General features: G+C 32.4%; 17 protein-coding genes and 1 pseudogene. 15 read left to right on the top strand and 3 right to left on the bottom strand.

All coding sequences use genetic code 11. The annotated features are described in order from the left end of the window. Positions 1-82: 82 nt before the first annotated feature. The 3 genes from AK212_RS01215 (at position 83) to AK212_RS01205 (ending at position 3,056) form a co-directional block, all read left to right on the top strand. Positions 83-1,555: a hypothetical protein gene (locus AK212_RS01215; RefSeq protein ID WP_053028718.1), complete on the top strand. Its 1,473-nt coding sequence runs from the start codon at positions 83-85 to the stop codon at positions 1,553-1,555. Positions 1,556-1,582: 27 nt separating this feature from the next. Continuing rightward, complete coding sequence (locus AK212_RS01210) at positions 1,583-1,963, top strand: GtrA family protein (protein WP_053028717.1); 381 nt, start codon at positions 1,583-1,585, stop codon at positions 1,961-1,963. A gap of 211 nt (positions 1,964-2,174) precedes the next feature. Further along, entirely contained in the window at positions 2,175-3,056 is an 882-nt protein-coding gene (locus AK212_RS01205; RefSeq protein WP_053028716.1) for a cation diffusion facilitator family transporter, read from the top strand. A gap of 447 nt (positions 3,057-3,503) precedes the next feature. Here the strand turns inward: AK212_RS01205 and AK212_RS01200 are convergent, their stop codons facing one another. Further along, the gene (locus AK212_RS01200; protein WP_053028715.1) at positions 3,504-4,025 is read right to left on the bottom strand and encodes an aggregation-promoting factor C-terminal-like domain-containing protein; all 522 of its coding nucleotides are present in this window, start codon (positions 4,023-4,025) and stop codon (positions 3,504-3,506) included. A gap of 512 nt (positions 4,026-4,537) precedes the next feature. Between AK212_RS01200 and AK212_RS01195 the strand changes: the two genes are divergently transcribed. After that, on the top strand, positions 4,538-5,224 hold the full coding sequence (locus AK212_RS01195) for a 2,3-diphosphoglycerate-dependent phosphoglycerate mutase (protein WP_011274961.1): 687 nt from the start codon (positions 4,538-4,540) through the stop codon (positions 5,222-5,224). A gap of 94 nt (positions 5,225-5,318) precedes the next feature. On the opposite strand, the gene AK212_RS13305 is transcribed toward AK212_RS01195, so the two are convergent. Then, on the bottom strand, positions 5,319-5,432 hold the full coding sequence (locus AK212_RS13305; protein WP_107629047.1) for a putative metal homeostasis protein: 114 nt from the start codon (positions 5,430-5,432) through the stop codon (positions 5,319-5,321). A 167-nt stretch (positions 5,433-5,599) separates the two neighbouring features. Between AK212_RS13305 and AK212_RS01190 the strand changes: the two genes are divergently transcribed. From AK212_RS01190 to AK212_RS01175, 4 genes are all read left to right on the top strand, one after another. Then, positions 5,600-7,051 carry an MDR family MFS transporter gene (locus tag AK212_RS01190; protein ID WP_053028714.1) on the top strand — a complete coding sequence of 484 codons (1,452 nt, stop codon included), beginning with the start codon at positions 5,600-5,602 and terminating at the stop codon, positions 7,049-7,051. A 264-nt stretch (positions 7,052-7,315) separates the two neighbouring features. Then, complete coding sequence (locus AK212_RS01185; RefSeq protein ID WP_053028713.1) at positions 7,316-8,116, top strand: transporter substrate-binding domain-containing protein; 801 nt, start codon at positions 7,316-7,318, stop codon at positions 8,114-8,116. Continuing rightward, positions 8,097-8,816, top strand: coding sequence for an amino acid ABC transporter permease (locus AK212_RS01180; protein WP_053029051.1), 720 nt, complete (start codon positions 8,097-8,099; stop codon positions 8,814-8,816). The genes AK212_RS01185 and AK212_RS01180 overlap by 20 nt, the downstream gene beginning before the upstream one ends. Then, complete coding sequence (locus AK212_RS01175) at positions 8,813-9,544, top strand: amino acid ABC transporter ATP-binding protein (protein ID WP_053028712.1); 732 nt, start codon at positions 8,813-8,815, stop codon at positions 9,542-9,544. The genes AK212_RS01180 and AK212_RS01175 overlap by 4 nt, the downstream gene beginning before the upstream one ends. Positions 9,545-9,617: 73 nt before the next feature. On the opposite strand, the gene AK212_RS01170 is transcribed toward AK212_RS01175, so the two are convergent. Then, positions 9,618-10,862 carry an aminoacyltransferase gene (locus AK212_RS01170; protein WP_053028711.1) on the bottom strand — a complete coding sequence of 415 codons (1,245 nt, stop codon included), beginning with the start codon at positions 10,860-10,862 and terminating at the stop codon, positions 9,618-9,620. A 254-nt stretch (positions 10,863-11,116) separates the two neighbouring features. On the opposite strand from AK212_RS01170, the gene AK212_RS01165 reads away from it, so the two are divergent. From AK212_RS01165 to AK212_RS01135, 7 genes and pseudogenes are all read left to right on the top strand, one after another. After that, the gene (locus AK212_RS01165; RefSeq protein WP_053028710.1) at positions 11,117-11,476 is read left to right on the top strand and encodes a DUF4467 domain-containing protein; all 360 of its coding nucleotides are present in this window, start codon (positions 11,117-11,119) and stop codon (positions 11,474-11,476) included. A gap of 22 nt (positions 11,477-11,498) precedes the next feature. After that, entirely contained in the window at positions 11,499-12,092 is a 594-nt protein-coding gene (locus AK212_RS01160; RefSeq protein ID WP_053028709.1) for a DsbA family protein, read from the top strand. Between the two features lie 384 nt (positions 12,093-12,476). Then, positions 12,477-14,027: a zinc ABC transporter substrate-binding lipoprotein AdcA gene (gene adcA, locus AK212_RS01155; RefSeq protein ID WP_053028708.1), complete on the top strand. Its 1,551-nt coding sequence runs from the start codon at positions 12,477-12,479 to the stop codon at positions 14,025-14,027. 136 nt (positions 14,028-14,163) lie between these two features. After that, on the top strand, positions 14,164-14,679 hold the full coding sequence (locus tag AK212_RS01150) for a YceI family protein (RefSeq protein ID WP_053028707.1): 516 nt from the start codon (positions 14,164-14,166) through the stop codon (positions 14,677-14,679). Between the two features lie 158 nt (positions 14,680-14,837). After that, positions 14,838-15,302, top strand: a pseudogene (locus tag AK212_RS01145) (SRPBCC family protein); the annotation flags it as partial. A 74-nt stretch (positions 15,303-15,376) separates the two neighbouring features. Further along, positions 15,377-15,559 carry a hypothetical protein gene (locus AK212_RS01140; protein ID WP_053028706.1) on the top strand — a complete coding sequence of 61 codons (183 nt, stop codon included), beginning with the start codon at positions 15,377-15,379 and terminating at the stop codon, positions 15,557-15,559. 142 nt (positions 15,560-15,701) lie between these two features. Further along, complete coding sequence (locus AK212_RS01135; RefSeq protein WP_053028705.1) at positions 15,702-16,523, top strand: formate/nitrite transporter family protein; 822 nt, start codon at positions 15,702-15,704, stop codon at positions 16,521-16,523. Positions 16,524-16,574 lie beyond the last annotated feature (51 nt).

Raw genomic sequence — 16,574 nt, 5'->3', positions numbered from 1 at the left:
ATAAAATAAGAATATAATATAATCGATTATGAGAGGTTGATTGTAATTTAAAATCAAACCTTCTGACATAAAGGAGTTCAACATGCATAGACTTAAACAACATGAATTTTACATCTGGATGATTGGATTAATCCTATTTTACGGATACTTAGGTTTCATTATCCCTTTACATAGTACGGATTGGTTTTGGGGGAGTACCCACGGCATACAGGTCGTTAGTAACGCATTTGAAAATTTTAATGGACGGTACATTAGCAATATATTAGAATTCGCAAGTGTTCATTCTATAGTAATGCGGACCATGTCATTTGCACTTATTTCAATCTTTATCGTGTTACTGTTATTAAAGTTATTGAATCAAATAAGTAACACAAACATTTTAATTGTCATTATGGTTTTATTATTTATTATACCCAATTCTTTATTTTCACAAAGCTATGGTAACTTTGAATTTTTTTATACGTATGTTTTTGGGTCATGTTTTTCACTATATCTATTAAGTTTTATATTGAAAGGATTACTTAAGAAAGAAGAATATAGCCGTATAGATGCGTTTATCTTTTGGGGAATATGTATATTAGGACAGTGGTTTGCTGAACCTCTAACGTTTTATAATACTGCAATATTATTGGTTGGCATCATTTACTATGCGATACGTTACCATAAACTTGACTACAGTTTGGTACTTGGATGGTTGTTGTCATTATGCGGTGCAATGATCATGTTATTAAATGAAAAATATATTTATATTTATTCAAGTGTCGAGGCGTTAAGAGGCCACTTAGATATGTTAGGGTTGACTCACAAATTTGAATCATCGCTTCTCAAAGATATTCCAAACAATTTGTTTTTTAATAATAATACGATTTTATCTTTAATCGTAATTATCATTATAATATTACTTTTAAGAAGTAGCACGTTCTCAACATGGTCTAAAAAGAAACAATTCAGTTTACAAATAGGCATGTGTGTATTACCTATCTATAAATTCGTTATATATGAACCTTTCAATGTGAAACAACTATCTGAAACACTGACGCTTGAAGTCATTCATATTGTATTGTGTCTGATATTTATGGTGAGTGTTGTCATATCATGCAAGCTCATCGTTCACACACCATACAATCGGTTGTTGGTAAATATGTCGTTGATTTCAATTCCACTAAGTGTATTACCAGTTGTATTAATTACTGAAGTTTCAGTTAGACAGTTTTATTTGGCTTATCTATTTAGTATGATAATACTCATTATTTTAATTTCAGAATTAAACTTTTTGACTTTGAAACATTATAATATTCTAAAAAGTTGTATAATTATTTTTGCAATTGTAAATATGTTTATTTTCACTGATATACACATTCGTAGTGAACAGAGACTAGAAGATGTGCACGCACAAATGAGTAACAATCAACGTCACATTAAATTATCACATTTGCCATATGAAACGTATTTATTTGAAATGACACCAGCAGATGAAGCGGATGTAACTAACTTCAAAGAGTTTCATCACATTTCAGAGAAATATTCATTTAAAATATTGCCGTTTGAAGATTAAAGAGAATGACGACAAAGGAGAATCACGATGAAGTTGACTCAAACCCACTTAGAGATTATTAAATTTATAATTGTGGGGGGGATTAATACCCTTAATTATTATATTGTGTATCTTATATTATTAAAATTATGTCATGTGAATTATATGATCAGTCACATTGTTGGTTTCTTAGTGAGTTTCGTAATTTCTTACTATTTGAATTGTTATTTTGTTTATAAAGTAACGCCAACTTTAAAGAAATTTTTAAGCTTTCCTTTAACACAAGTCATTAATATGGGAATGCAAACACTCTTACTATATGTGTTTGTTAAGTGGTTTCAATTTCCGTCTGAAATCGCACCATTTGTTGGGTTAATTATCACAATTCCAATTACGTTTATAGTTTCAAAATGGATCTTAAAAGATTAAAAAGAAGCCATTATATTTAACTATTACAACAGTGACAGCGACAGACCATAAATTGAATGATTATTAGGGGTAACAACTTAATTAATATTTAGGTTTTGCGAAAAATTTAATTCGCCTAAATATATGAAATTTATAGAAATTAAAAAACGTTGTCAATCATCTTTCGATGGTACATACTATTGATATTAAAGCATTTAAGGTGGTAGACAACATGTCTCAAAGTGAAAATCTTAAATTAGCGCAAAGAGGTGCTTATTTAAGTTTAGTAGTTTATATCATTCTATCTGTTTCTAAATATATAACAGGCTTTGTATTTGATTCAGCAGCAGTTAGAGCAGACGCTTTGAATAATATGACAGATATTATTGTATCTATTGCTGTCATTGTTGGGTTGAAAATTTCAATTAAGCCAGCAGATAAAAATCATCCTTATGGTCATTTGAAATCTGAAAATATCTCTACACTATTAGTATCATTTATTATTATGTTTGTGGGTATTCAAGTTGTGATTGAAAACGTACCTCGAATATTTACGAATGAACATCATACACCAAATGTCATTACAATTTTTGTGAGTTTAATCAGTGGACTTATTATGATTGGTGTCTTTGCAATCAATCATAGACTGGCTCAGAAGACCAAGAGTAGCTCATTAAATTCCGCGGCAAAAGATAATTTGTCAGATGGTCTTGTTAGTATAGGGACTGCGATTGGTTTAGTATTTACCCAATTCGGATTATCTATCGTCGATGTCATATTAGCGACGGTTTTAGGACTTTTAATTATTTATACAGGTTTTAGTATTTTTAAGGAGTCAATATTTGCACTGAGTGATGGTTTCAATGAGCAAGATCTTGAAGAATACCGTAATGTTGTTTTAGAAGTAGAAGACGTTAAAGACGTGAATAATCTTAAGGGACGTTACCATGGCAGTAGCATCTTTTTAGATGTAACAATTGTTGTTGATGCACATTTATCACTGCAACAGGCACATGACATTTGTGATAAAGTAGAAAATCACTTACATAGTAAAGGCATTTCTTCCGTGTACGTTCATCCCGAACCAGACACGTTAAATCAAATGATTGATTAGGGGAGTGAGACAGAATTCTTTTAAATTCGTCGTCTCTCTCCCAGCTTGCTTTGCTTGTGGAATTTCTTAATGAAATTCTCTCTGCTGGGGTTGAGGAACTTAAGTGTTTACACACTTAAGTAAGTAGTTCTAATGATTAAAATCAAAGAACTACTTTAGAGCCTTTCCCACAGGAAAGCGTCGCAACTAAAATGAGTGAATATGCATCTAAGAATTTCTTTAGAGGACTACAGGCTGAAGCTGTCGCATAAGAAGGGCCCCAACACAGAGAAACTGAGTTAATCAGTTTCTACAAGCAAAGCACGTTGGGCAAGCGAGCCAACAATACGAAGTATTGTAAATGAAGAAGCCAGTAAATGAATTTATAAAAACTCATTTACTGGCATTTTTGCTAGGAATTTTGTCCCAGCCTTTTCTTAATATATGTTCATTTATTTATATTGGCTGTTACCACCATCCGTTTGATTCACGGAAACTAATCGCAGCTTCAATAGAGCCATAGCGTTCTTTAGCATATGAAATCATGCCTTTAGTTTGAGTTTCAACTGAACCATATCCCCAAGATTGATTGGTTTGTCCTAAGCCATGATATTGTCCGTTAGACGCATTAGGATCTCCACCGGATTCAGGTAAGACAATTTTCTCCCATAGTTCTTGCGTTCCTCCAGCTGCGATAAATTGTTTATATACTGAAGATGAACTTTCATCACTAGAAGCAGTAGTATTACTAGTTGATGCAGTATTTTCTGATGAAGTATCAGTAGTATTTGAAGATGTAGTTGCTGCTGATGCTACGTTTGAATATTGACCTTGTTGTGAAGGTTGAGTGTGTTGTAACTGTGTATGTTGATTATATTGACATGATTGGTGTTGGTTGTGTGTCATTTCACTTGCGTGCGCTTGACCTGATTGCAATCCTGCGGCACCTAAAGATACCATCGTCATTAACGTAAATATTGATTTCTTCATATTAAATAATCTCCTTTAAAATTGGTTTTTGTAATGTAACTAAAAATACTAAATTTAGGCTAAGGTAATACAATATTATGAATTAACCAAAGTATTCACAGTAGCTGACTTAAATGCATAGGGACTTAAGCGAAACGATGCGCAATTTTAGTCAGCGCTTTGAATTAATAGCATTTAGTCACGGTATCCCAATATGTCTTGCTGTTGATTACGGTAGATACACTATAGCACCTTAATTGATGACATAGGTTACTACAAAATCAAAAAAACATATCAAAGATGTACTGAAGATAACGAACATGACAAAATGACGTCATTTATGGCATTCAGGGATTGAATCTTAGATATTATGAAATTTGGCGAAATAGTTTTATAATAAATGTAATAGAAAAAGAGTAAGTCACTTGTTGCAAAGCATAGGGAAGTAAATTTTAAATTAGAAGTTAGGCATTGATTGATGACATGCTAAAGGAAATCATACAATCGATCTAACGTATAGGAAGGTGTTTTACATGCCAAAATTAATTTTATGTCGTCACGGTCAAAGTGAATGGAATGCTAAAAATTTATTTACAGGTTGGGAAGATGTTCAACTATCTGAACAGGGACGTAATGAAGCCATAACATCTGGGCGTAAATTAAAAGAAAATGGCATTGAAATTGATGTAGCGTTTACTTCATTATTAACGAGAGCATTAGAAACAACTCAGTTTTTATTAGCTGAATCAGATCAAGAATGGATTCCAGTCCATAAGAGTTGGCGTTTAAATGAACGCCATTATGGTAAATTACAAGGACTTAATAAAGATGAAGCACGTAAAGAATTTGGTGAAGAGCAAGTGCATCAATGGCGACGTTCATATGATGTTAAACCACCTGCACAAACTGAAGAACAACGTGAATCTTATTTAAAAGATCGCCGTTATAGACATTTAGATCATCGTATGATGCCTTATTCAGAAAGTTTAAAAACGACATTAGAACGAGTGGTACCCATTTGGACAGATAAAATTTCTCAACATCTATTAGATGGAGAAACTGTTTTAGTCGCTGCACATGGTAATTCAATTCGTGCGTTAATTAAATATTTGGATAATGTATCTGATGAAGATATTATTGGATATGAAATTAAAACAGGTGCACCGCTCATTTACGAATTAGATGACAATTTAAATGTCATTGATCATTATTATTTATAATTCATAAATTAAAGGAGTAGTACAAGTAATGCTATGCGATAGATTACATGTGCTACTCCTTTTTAGGAGTTATTTATGGAAGAAATGGATTGTATTAAGCTGATTTACGATTGCGTTTGTGTTGTTTGATGATTTTTAATGCACGCTTGCGCGTTTTGATATTAGGACTGTTCAAATTACGACGTGCTGTTTGTAAATCTAGTTTCATATTTGATTCCTCCTTTTTAAAAGCATAAAGGAAAATAGTAAAAATGTAAATAGGAATTATTACGATTTATAAAAATAATATTAATATCGTATATGAAAATCAAAAAATGATATGTATAATAGTCAAATGGTTCTATTGAGCGCATAAATAGATAAAAGGGGAATAGTATGTCACATAAACAAAAATTAGCAATGATATTTACAATGTTACTTGGTGGATTCTTTGGATTGCTTAATGAAACATTACTTACCACAGCATTGCCGAGTATCATGAAGGATTTCAATATTGAATATTCACAAGTTCAATGGTTAACAACAGCATTCTTACTCACTAATGGTGTTGTCATTCCGTTATCTGCATTTATTATACAGCGATACTCTACGAGACAAGTCTTCTTAACTGGAATTGTCATCTTCTTCCTTGGGACGATGCTAGGTGGTTTTAGTCCGAACTTTACGATACTTTTAATTGCACGAATTATACAAGCTTTAGGCTCAGGTATTATGATGCCATTGATGATGACGACCATTCTAGATATCTTTCAACCGCATGAACGTGGTAAATATATGGGGATGTTTGGACTCGTTATAGGTCTTGCTCCAGCCATTGGACCTACATTATCTGGTTATTTAGTGGAATATTTTAATTGGCGATCATTGTTCCATGTCGTTGCCCCGATTTCAGCAATCACATTTCTGATTGCATTAAAAATTATTAAAAATGTAGGAACAACCGTTAGAACACCTATCGATCTCATTTCTATCGCATTATCAATACTAGGTTTTGGTGGATTGTTATACGGTGTAAGTTCTATTTCTAGTGATGGATGGGATGATCCGCTTGTCTTGACCACGGTTATTGGTGGCTTAATATTAGTAGGTTTGTTTATTTGGCGCCAAGAAAAACTTGATAATCCGTTATTGAGCTTTAAAGTTTTTAAGAATAAAGAGTTTGCAGTTGGATTATCGATAATGGCTGCAACCATGATTTCAATGATTGGTTCTGAAACAGTATTGCCAATGTTTGTACAAAACTTGCTAGGTCGAACACCGATTGACTCAGGACTTATCTTACTTCCAGGTGCCATTGTGATGGCCATCATGTCGATTATTTCAGGGTGGTTATATGAAACATTTGGGGCTAAAGTATTAGCGATTATAGGTATGTTTATTGTACTTGTAACGACATCGTACTTTGTAGTGATGGACGAGCATACGTCAACCATTATGTTAGCTACGATTTATGCAATTCGTATGATTGGTATCGCATTGGGCTTAATGCCAATTATGACACATACAATGAATCAACTAACACCAGAACTTAATGCACATGGTTCGTCAATGACAAATACCATTCAACAAATTGCCGGTTCAATTGGAACAGCAGGCTTGATTACGATATTAAGTACAGCAAGTAAAAACTTTCAACCGACAATGAGTGATTATCACTGTATGAATAAAACTGAAACGGCAGGACAAATACAGATTGATGCTATGCTTCATGGTTACCATTCAGGGTTTATGTTTGCTGTAATAATTACGATTATTAGTTTATTGCTTACATTTTTAATTAAAAGCAAGAAAAAAGTAAAGGCTGAAGCGAAGTTGGAAGATCAATAAGTTAATAATTTATTGCACGAAACGATAAGAGATCAAGACGAGCGTGATTTGGAAAATACTTGATATTCCAATGTAGCTTTAGGAATGTCATCCATGTCTTCCTAAAACATAAACGCTTTATGTCTTGGTCTCTTTTTATTGTCATTAATATCCAAACATTCTGAACACTTAATTAAACATAAAAATAATGTTGACTATTCCTACCTATGAGATTAGAATTAATTTATTCTGACTAATCTAATAGGAATATGGAGGACAAGGTAGATGAAAAGACTTTTATTTGTTGCTTTAGCACTTATCTTTGTGTTAGCTGCTTGTGGAAATGGAGGATCATCAGATAAAAATAGTGATTCTAAATCAAGTAGTAGCAATAGTGATAGTAAAACACTGAAAGTAGGAACTGAAGGTACATATGCACCATTCACTTTCCATAATAAACAAGACAAATTAACTGGTTACGATATTGATGTCATCAAAGCAGTTGCAAAAGAAAAAGGTTACAAACTTAAATTCAATGAAACATCATGGGATTCAATGTTTGCTGGCTTAGACGCTAAACGTTTTGATGTGATTGCTAACCAAGTAGGTGTAAATAAAGAAAGAGAGAATAAATATAAATTCTCTACACCTTACACGTATTCAAGCGCAGTTTTAGTAGTTCGTGAAAATGAAAAAGATATCAAATCATTTGATGATGTTAAAGGTAAGAAAATGGCGCAAACATTTACGTCAAACTATGGTCAATTAGCTAAAGATAAAGGCGCAGATATTACGAAAGTTGATGGCTTTAACCAAGCGATGGACTTATTATTATCAAATCGTGTTGATGGTACATTTAACGATAGCTTATCTTACTTAGACTATAAAAAACAAAAACCAAATGCTAAAATCAAAGCAATCAAAGGTAATGCAGAACAAAGTAAATCAGCATTTGCATTTAATAAAGATGTTGATGAAAAAGTTGTATCTGATTTCAATGATGGCATTAAAACATTAAAAGAAAATGGCGAATTAGCAAAAATTGGTAAGAAATGGTTCGGTGAAAATGTTTCTGAGCCTAAATAGTCAACAACAACATGCATTAGATGCGGCAGGGCAAGCATTTGGACCGATGTTGGAAGGATTATTAAAATATTCTATTCCAATTACCATTGTTACATTTATCTTAGGTTTGATCATTGCTTTATTTACAGCGTTAATGCGTATTTCAACAAGTAAAGTTTTAAAAGGTATTGCACGTGTTTATGTGTCAATTATTCGTGGTACACCAATGATCGTTCAATTATTCATTATCTTTTATGGTATTCCTGAACTAGGGCGTTTATTAACGGGTAACGCTGATGAACAATGGACATTATCATCCGTTGTATCAGCTATCATTGGTTTATCTCTTAATGTTGGTGCGTATGCATCAGAAATTATACGTGGTGGAATTATTTCGATACCTAAAGGTCAAACTGAAGCGGCCTATTCTATAGGAATGAACTATAGACAAACCATTCAAAGAATTATATTACCACAAGCGATTCGTGTTTCAATTCCAGCTTTAGGTAATACATTCTTAAGTTTAATTAAAGATACATCATTACTTGGCTTTATCTTGGTAGCAGAAATGTTCCGTAAAGCTCAAGAAGTCGCTTCTACAACTTATGAGTATTTCACAATTTATATACTTGTAGCTGTTATGTATTGGGTAGTATGTTTCATCATTTCAGTTATTCAAAGCTTCTATGAATCATATATTGAAAGAGGGTATAACTCATGATTGAATTAAGTGGTATCCATAAATCGTTCAATGATAAAGAAGTCATTAAAGGTATTGATTTAAATGTAGATAAAGGGGAAGTCGTGACACTGATTGGACGATCTGGTTCAGGTAAGACGACATTACTACGTATGATTAATGCTTTAGAAATTCCAACTGAAGGTAACGTAACGGTTAATGGTGAAAGTTACACAGCTAACAATAAAAAGTCTCAAATAAGCGTACGCAAGCAATCGGGTATGGTATTTCAAAGTTATAACCTATTTCCACATAAATCAGCATTGGAAAATGTTATGGAAGGGTTAGTGACGGTTAAGAAAATGAATAAAGCAGATGCTAAAGAAAGAGCGATGGGGTTACTTGAAAAAGTTGGTTTAACAAGTGTTAAAGATCAACGCCCACATGCGCTATCAGGTGGTCAACAACAACGTGTAGCCATTGCTAGAGCGTTAGCAATGAATCCACAAGTAATGCTATTTGACGAGCCAACATCTGCTTTAGACCCAGAATTAGTGAATGATGTCCTTAGAGTAATCAAGGAATTAGCTGATGAAGGTATGACAATGGTGATTGTAACGCATGAAATGCGATTTGCACGCCAAGTCTCAAATAAAATCGTCTTTATACATGAAGGACGTATAGGTGAACAAGGTTCTCCAGACGAGATGTTCAATCATCCAAAGACTGAAGAATTACGTCGCTTCCTAAATGTAATCAATGAAGACTAATAACAAAACACTTCCTAAAGTACATTTGAGTACTTTAGGAAGTGTTTTTTAGTTGAAATGTTTTTTATCATGCTTATTTACGATCTAAAAGTTGCATAACTCGGTATGCGAAAGGTTTGATAGGTTTGATGAAATCACCAATATATTCATACACATTCGCGTTGAATCCTTTTTTGAATTGTTGAACACCGAAGTCTTCAGCATTTTCACTAAAGTCACCAGTGATACCGTAGAAATTATAACGATCAACGTTATGTTCTTTCGCAAATTTAATCATGTCCCATTGTAAGCGATACGCACCCATGTACGCATTATATTTAGGGTTTGAGCCACTGGATAGATAATATACTTCATGGTCATTATATAAATATAAAGCAGCGGCTAGATTAAGTATTTCGCCTTCTTGGTCAATTTTATCTTTCGTTTCATTTAATTTACGTTCGTTACTATCAACTTGTTGTTGTATTTGCGTGCGCTTATTTTTATTTTTCTTAGAATTCGGATTTTCTTTCAACACTGCATCAACGTCCGCTAATTGTTGTGTTAATGTATCATGCTTTTCTTGAAGAGTAGATAAATAATCTTTTAAATCGATATAAGCAAGTTTAAGCATAGCATGGTCTTTGTATGTTTTTTGCATTTCATAAAAGTAAGGTTTGTCTCTAAATTTGAAACCATGTTTTTCTTCGGCCATTTGGGACAATTCGAAGAAAGTATCTGTTTCATCCATAGGAAGTGTTCTTACTTTTACACCCATTTCATACGTTTTTTTAATATTACGACGAGTTTGATAGTCCATTTCTTTAAGTAGTTGATCTTCTGACTTGTCTTTTAAATCTAAGATAGATAACCAACGTATTTGACTCATTGTACTGTAACCAACTGACCACCCTTGATGTTTATAACCTAGTTCTTCCAACGTTTTGATTACGGCACGATTATCATAGCTCTCCAAAATTTCTCCGTCTGCGTTACGTAAGTTCTCTAAAATATATGGATCAACTAAGACATATAGGCAATTGTGCTTTTTTAAATAGCGTGTTAATGATTTAAAGAAAAAGTGAACCAATTCAATATTACTGTAGTCCATTACCGGTCCACGATGTGTATAAAAATATTTGAATACTTTTAATGCACGCGCTTCAGTCATTAATGTAGCAGCGATAACGTTGTCACTGTCATCTTTGACACCTACAATGTGTACATCACCCTTTAATTCACTTCTATTATCAAAGTGAATTCGTGATTGCGTATAATGTGAGAAATGATTGGACGTAAATTTCTCAAATTCCCCCGATGTTAAAGTTACGAATTTCATATTCATCTACTCCTCTGTATTTTTAAGAATTATCATCTATTTTACCAAATAACTACATCTATTACACAAAATAACTAATTAAATTACATCGTACTTTAGTTGTAGATGGAAATTTATATTTAATTTATAATAATAAAAATTTTTAGAAATGTAAATTTTTATGAACTAGCGCATAATCTAAAACCATTGTATGATAGTATTTGCAACAGAAGTATAAGGTGAGATTTATAGAATTGGGCAATAGGAGTGAATGTATGAAACGTATATTAGTTATGTTAACTTTAGGTATCGTATTGCTAGCAGCATGCGGTAATGATAAATATGTAGATAAAATAGATAAAGCTGTAAAAATGCAAGATCAAAAGCAAGAACAGATGGCTAAGCATGATACAGGCGATATGGTTAAACACTTTGATAAAAAAGATGCGAATATTTATGTTTATGAAGATGGTAAGTATGTTGTTTTAGCTTATAAGCCATTAAGTAATAATGAGGAAGTTCATTACTACACATATCAATTTGATGGGAAAAAGGGAAAATATCTGGATAACTTCGATACAAAGCAATATATAGAATCACATGATGCTGATTATAAAGAAGAAAACATGAATTAATACAAAATGAAAAGGAGCATCTATGAAGAAAATCATTTCAATTATAAGCATGTTGATGGTTATCATCGTCATCATGAGTGCATGTGCTAACAATAAAGAGAAACAACCACCTAAAACAAAAAATGGGAAGATTTTAATCGTTGAGTATGGAGATTTTAAATGTCCGTACTGTAAAAAAGTTGAAGAGAACGTCATGCCGACAATAAAAAAAGACTATATTGATACGAATAAAGTCGAGTACCAATTTGTAAATGCTGGATTTCTAGATAAAGACTCTATAGTTGGTTCAAGAGCTGGCAATGCAGTACAAGAGGTTGCGCCTAATAAATACTTAACATTTCAACATAATGTATTTGCCAACCAAAAAGACGAAAATAAAAAGTGGCTGACTGAAGACTTTTTAGACAGAGAAATTGATAAATTAGATATTACAAGTCAACAGAAATCAGAAATTAAAAAACAATATAAAACTAAAAATAGTGACGCTTGGAAAAAAGCTGACGAACAAAAGAAATTAACAGAAGATAATAAAATTGACACAGTTCCAACTGTTTTTATCAATGGTAAAAAAGTAAAGGATCCATACAAAGTTAAAGAGTGGACGAAATACTTATAATGCAGAACTGAACGTGTCATAAGCATTAACACTAAAATTGATATACGCCCTTCGAAGTTAACATTGAAAAATGAAACTTTGAAGGGCGTTTTTGTCATCCGTGGCCCCAGCAAAAAGAATTTCACTCAGAAATTCCACAAGCAAAGCAAGCTGGCGTGGCCCAGCATAGAAAATCATGCTATTAGCGTGAAGTGAAGGTTTAAATTTCAAAAGCATTGATTCTAATAATGATAACCAAGTATCGAGAGATTAATATAATAAATCTATTTTAATCGATGTCATTTCTTTAAAACGATGAATAAGAAAATTAAAAAAACTATTGTAATTTTATACAAATGAAGCTATACTTTTAAATCGTAATTATTACTATTTAGGAGGAGCAATATGAAGCGATTTTTAAGTCTTACCATTTTATTATCTATAATGTTATGTGTTTTAGTAGCTTGCGGAAAAGAAGATGGTTCTAATAAGGAGTCAAAGGATGGCGATAAAATCAATGTGTCTACAACCGTTTATCCTTTACAATCTTTTATAGAACAAATAGGTGGTAATCATGTGAATGTATCATCCATTTATCCTGCTGGCTCAGACTTACATGATTATGAACCAACTCAGAAAGACATGTTAAAGGTTAATAAATCTGATTTATTCGTGTATACAGGTGACGATTTAGATCCAGTCGCTAAGAAAGTTGCAGCAACAATTAAAGATGATAAAAAGAAAGTATCATTACAAGATAAATTAGACCGTTCAACATTACTCACAGATCAGCATGAACACGGTGATGAAGAACATGCAGATTCACATGAACATCATCACCATCATCATGGCGGATATGATCCACACGTATGGTTAGATCCTGAGAAAAATAAAATCTTTGCTAAAGAAATTAAAGATCAGTTAGTAGCTAAAGATCCAAAACATAAAAATGAATATGAGAAAAATTTTAAAAAATTAGAAAAATCGTTAGATGACATTGACAATAAATTAAAAGACATTACTAAAGATAAACAAGGTAATGCTGTATTTATTTCACATGAATCTTTAGGTTATCTCGCAGATCGCTATGGCTTTGTTCAAAAGGGAATTCAAAATATGAACGCTGAAGACCCTTCTCAAAAAGCACTTACACAATTAGTTAAAGAGATTAATGATAAAAATGTTAAATACATATTATACGAAGATAATGTTGCCAATAAAGTGACTGAGACAATCAGAAAAGAAACTAACGCCAAGCCATTAAAATTCTATAATATGGAGTCACTAAATAAAGAACAATCCAAAGACACATCAATAAATTATCAAACATTAATGAACAAAAATATTGAAGCTTTAGATAAAGCATTGGATTCCAATATAAAAGTACAAGACGACAAAGTTGAACATAAGCATGACAAAGCAATTTCAGATGGTTATTTTAAAGATGAGCAAGTTAAAGATCGTGCGCTATCAGATTATGAAGGTGAATGGCAATCAGTTTATCCTTATTTAAAAAATGGTGATTTAGATGATGTTATGAAACATAAATCTGAAGAAGATAGCAGTATGACCGCAAAAGAATATAAAGCATACTATGAAAAAGGTTATAAAACTGATATTTCTAACATTCATATTGAAGGTGACAACATTACTTTTGAAAAAAATGGGAATAAGGTAACTGGGACGTATGAATATGTCGGTAAAAAAATCTTAGATTATAAGAAAGGTAATCGCGGTGTAAGATTTATTTATAAATTGACAAACAATGATACGCCATCATTACCGAAATATGTTCAGTTTAGTGATCATAATATTGCACCTAAGAAAGCTGAACATTTCCATATCTTTATGGGTGATAACAATGAAACATTACTTAAAGAAATGGATCACTGGCCAACGTACTATCCTGCTTCATTAGATAAGGATGATATCAAAGAAGAAATGTTAGCACATTAAATCATTTAAATGTGAGTCGTTTTACTTGTATTTCTAATTAAGTTGTTTTATTATACTAAGTATAATAATTATACAAACTATCGTACTGGTTTTCAGCTACGTAGTTTCATAATTTAAATATTGGAGGTATGTAAACATGGCTAATTTAAATTTAGACCCAGCACATTCAGGAGTTAACTTTTCTATTCAACACTTAGTTGTATCAAATGTTAAAGGACGTTTTAACGAATTTGACGCTAACATCTCAGGTGATTTTAACGATTTAAGTTCATTACAAGGTACGTTTACTGTTAAAGCAAATTCAATTGATACGAAAGTAGCAGATCGTGATAATCATCTTAAAAGCGCAGATTTCTTAGACGCTGAAAACTATCCAGAAATTAAATTTGAAATTACAAAAGTAGATGAAAAATCAGTTACTGGTAACTTAACAATGAAAGACCAAACACATGAAGAAACATTTGACTTAGATTATAAAGGTATTAGCTTAAACCCACTTAACGGTAAAAATACAGCTGGTTTAGTTATTACTGGTAATCTTAATCGTGAAAAATATGGTATTACATTTAACCAACAACTTGAAACTGGCGGATTCTTATTAGGCAAAGACTTACATGTTGAATTCGATTTAGAATTTCCACTTGAAGACTAATCATTCGTCACAATAAATACGACATATAAGCATAGACTCCCTTCAAAGTAGACATTGAAATCATGTGAATTTTGAAGGGAGTTTTTTTATATCTTTGTATTAAAAATAAATAACTGGTAAATTCAGAGTGAGTCATTTTTAAAAGTAGGGGGATTAACATGTCAATTCAGATCAAAGATAATAAAATTATATTTACGAGAACGTTCGAAGCACCAATTAATGAAGTGTTTGAATCGTACACAACGAAAGCGTTATTTGAGCAATGGTTCCATCCTCAAGGAGGCAAAACAAAGGTATATCGTTTTAATCCGGTTGCCGGTGGAGATGCTTTCTTTGCGATTGAAATGCCAGAACAAACAAGTTACACACTTACAGAATATAAAAAAGTCGAAAAACCGCATCACATTGAATACTTTGATTTTTTTGCTACGCCTCAAGGTGAAAAAGATACAACATTACCTGGTATGCAAATTTTCATGGATTTTACTTCAGAATCAGAGGAGCGCACGCGTGTTACGTCAACTTCAATTTTTCCAACGAAAGATGCTGCGCAACAAGCACTTGATATGGGTGTAGAAGCGGGAATGAATTCTACGTTAGACCAACTTGATGCACTATTGAAACGTAAAAAGTCAGAAGGATGTCAAAAAATCTCACTAAATTTACGTTATAATGTAGATGAAATGAGGTTGATGAAATGAAGGAAAGATATTTGAAAGTACTTGCTTTGTTTTCAGTTAGTACTTTAATCCCTACAATCCTATTAAATTCAAAAGCGATTGATAATAGTGCAATTAAATATGTGTTAAGAACTGCATTAGGCTATGGTATCTTTGCTACAGGATTGCGTTATTTATCTAGACTTAAATCACAAAAATAGTAAATCTCAAAGTGAGGTGACTTCGTGTTTACACGACACGAGCTCATCTCACTTTTTTGATGTATGAAATTTAATCTATTCATGTTTTCTTAAAAAATATATAATTGAAACATAACTTGAAAAGGATGTAGGGGGCATACATATGTTGAAGAACAATAAAACGGTTGAAGATACTCACGCAACTCGTAATATTGTAGAAGCGGCTGTTGGACAAGTTCAAACGAAAGAAATTATGGCAAAGAAAACGCCTGGACGATACGCTTTGAAAGCGATGATGTCAGGGTTTTTATTAGCAATCGTAACTGTATTCATGTTAGCAATTAAAACACAATTTGCTGGAACTAACGAAGGATTAGTTAATTTATTGGGTGCGATTGCGTTTAGTTTAGCTTTAGTTTTAATTGTATTAACCAATTCAGAATTATTGACCAGTAATTTTATGTATTTAACGGTAGGCTGGTACTATAGAGCGATTACTATTAATAAGATGCTACTCATTTTCTTATTCTGCTTTATTGGAAATATTATTGGCGGATTTATTTTATTTTTCTTAATGAAAGGGACACATATAATGACGCCCGAAATGATTGCCAGTTTAAGTAAAACAGTACATATGAAGACAGTAGAATCAACATGGCTAAATATTTTAGTTAAAGCCATCTTTTGTAACTTCTTTATTAATATTGGTATTTATGTATCTATGTTATTTAAAGAAGGATTAGCAAGAGCATTCTTTATTGCAGCAGGAGTCGTGGTGTTCGTATTTATGGGTTATGAACACGTTGTCTTTAATGCAGGCTTATATGCAGGGATGGTGTTTTATAATTTAGATGCACTTTCATGGTTAGATGTTATCAAAAATATTGTGTTTGCTTTAATTGGTAACTATATCGGTGGAGGTATCTTTATTGGTTTAGTTTATGCCTATTTGAATGGTTCACGTGATAGTTTAATTAATAAATAAGGCGGATTGGTTGAGATCAACGGCTGGGATAATGAATTCACTAGGAATTCT

The organism is Staphylococcus borealis (assembly GCF_001224225.1).
Lineage (GTDB): Bacteria > Bacillota > Bacilli > Staphylococcales > Staphylococcaceae > Staphylococcus > Staphylococcus borealis.
This window is presented reverse-complemented; position numbering and strand designations above follow the sequence as displayed.

What these genes read in the sequence shown, in the direction of transcription:
- AK212_RS01205 (WP_053028716.1), top strand. Translation starts at nt 2,175, where the DNA reads ATGTCTCAAAGTGAAAATCTTAAATTAGCGCAAAGAGGTGCTTATTTA.
- AK212_RS01195 (WP_011274961.1), top strand. Translation starts at nt 4,538, where the DNA reads ATGCCAAAATTAATTTTATGTCGTCACGGTCAAAGTGAATGGAATGCT.
- adcA (WP_053028708.1), top strand. Translation starts at nt 12,477, where the DNA reads ATGAAGCGATTTTTAAGTCTTACCATTTTATTATCTATAATGTTATGT.
- AK212_RS01165 (WP_053028710.1), top strand. Translation starts at nt 11,117, where the DNA reads ATGAAACGTATATTAGTTATGTTAACTTTAGGTATCGTATTGCTAGCA.
- AK212_RS01185 (WP_053028713.1), top strand. Translation starts at nt 7,316, where the DNA reads ATGAAAAGACTTTTATTTGTTGCTTTAGCACTTATCTTTGTGTTAGCT.
- AK212_RS01210 (WP_053028717.1), top strand. Translation starts at nt 1,583, where the DNA reads ATGAAGTTGACTCAAACCCACTTAGAGATTATTAAATTTATAATTGTG.
- AK212_RS01175 (WP_053028712.1), top strand. Translation starts at nt 8,813, where the DNA reads ATGATTGAATTAAGTGGTATCCATAAATCGTTCAATGATAAAGAAGTC.
- AK212_RS13305 (WP_107629047.1), bottom strand. Translation starts at nt 5,432, where the DNA reads ATGAAACTAGATTTACAAACAGCACGTCGTAATTTGAACAGTCCTAAT.
- AK212_RS01170 (WP_053028711.1), bottom strand. Translation starts at nt 10,862, where the DNA reads ATGAAATTCGTAACTTTAACATCGGGGGAATTTGAGAAATTTACGTCC.
- AK212_RS01190 (WP_053028714.1), top strand. Translation starts at nt 5,600, where the DNA reads ATGTCACATAAACAAAAATTAGCAATGATATTTACAATGTTACTTGGT.
- AK212_RS01180 (WP_053029051.1), top strand. Translation starts at nt 8,097, where the DNA reads ATGTTTCTGAGCCTAAATAGTCAACAACAACATGCATTAGATGCGGCA.
- AK212_RS01160 (WP_053028709.1), top strand. Translation starts at nt 11,499, where the DNA reads ATGAAGAAAATCATTTCAATTATAAGCATGTTGATGGTTATCATCGTC.
- AK212_RS01140 (WP_053028706.1), top strand. Translation starts at nt 15,377, where the DNA reads ATGAAGGAAAGATATTTGAAAGTACTTGCTTTGTTTTCAGTTAGTACT.
- AK212_RS01135 (WP_053028705.1), top strand. Translation starts at nt 15,702, where the DNA reads ATGTTGAAGAACAATAAAACGGTTGAAGATACTCACGCAACTCGTAAT.
- AK212_RS01215 (WP_053028718.1), top strand. Translation starts at nt 83, where the DNA reads ATGCATAGACTTAAACAACATGAATTTTACATCTGGATGATTGGATTA.
- AK212_RS01200 (WP_053028715.1), bottom strand. Translation starts at nt 4,025, where the DNA reads ATGAAGAAATCAATATTTACGTTAATGACGATGGTATCTTTAGGTGCC.
- AK212_RS01150 (WP_053028707.1), top strand. Translation starts at nt 14,164, where the DNA reads ATGGCTAATTTAAATTTAGACCCAGCACATTCAGGAGTTAACTTTTCT.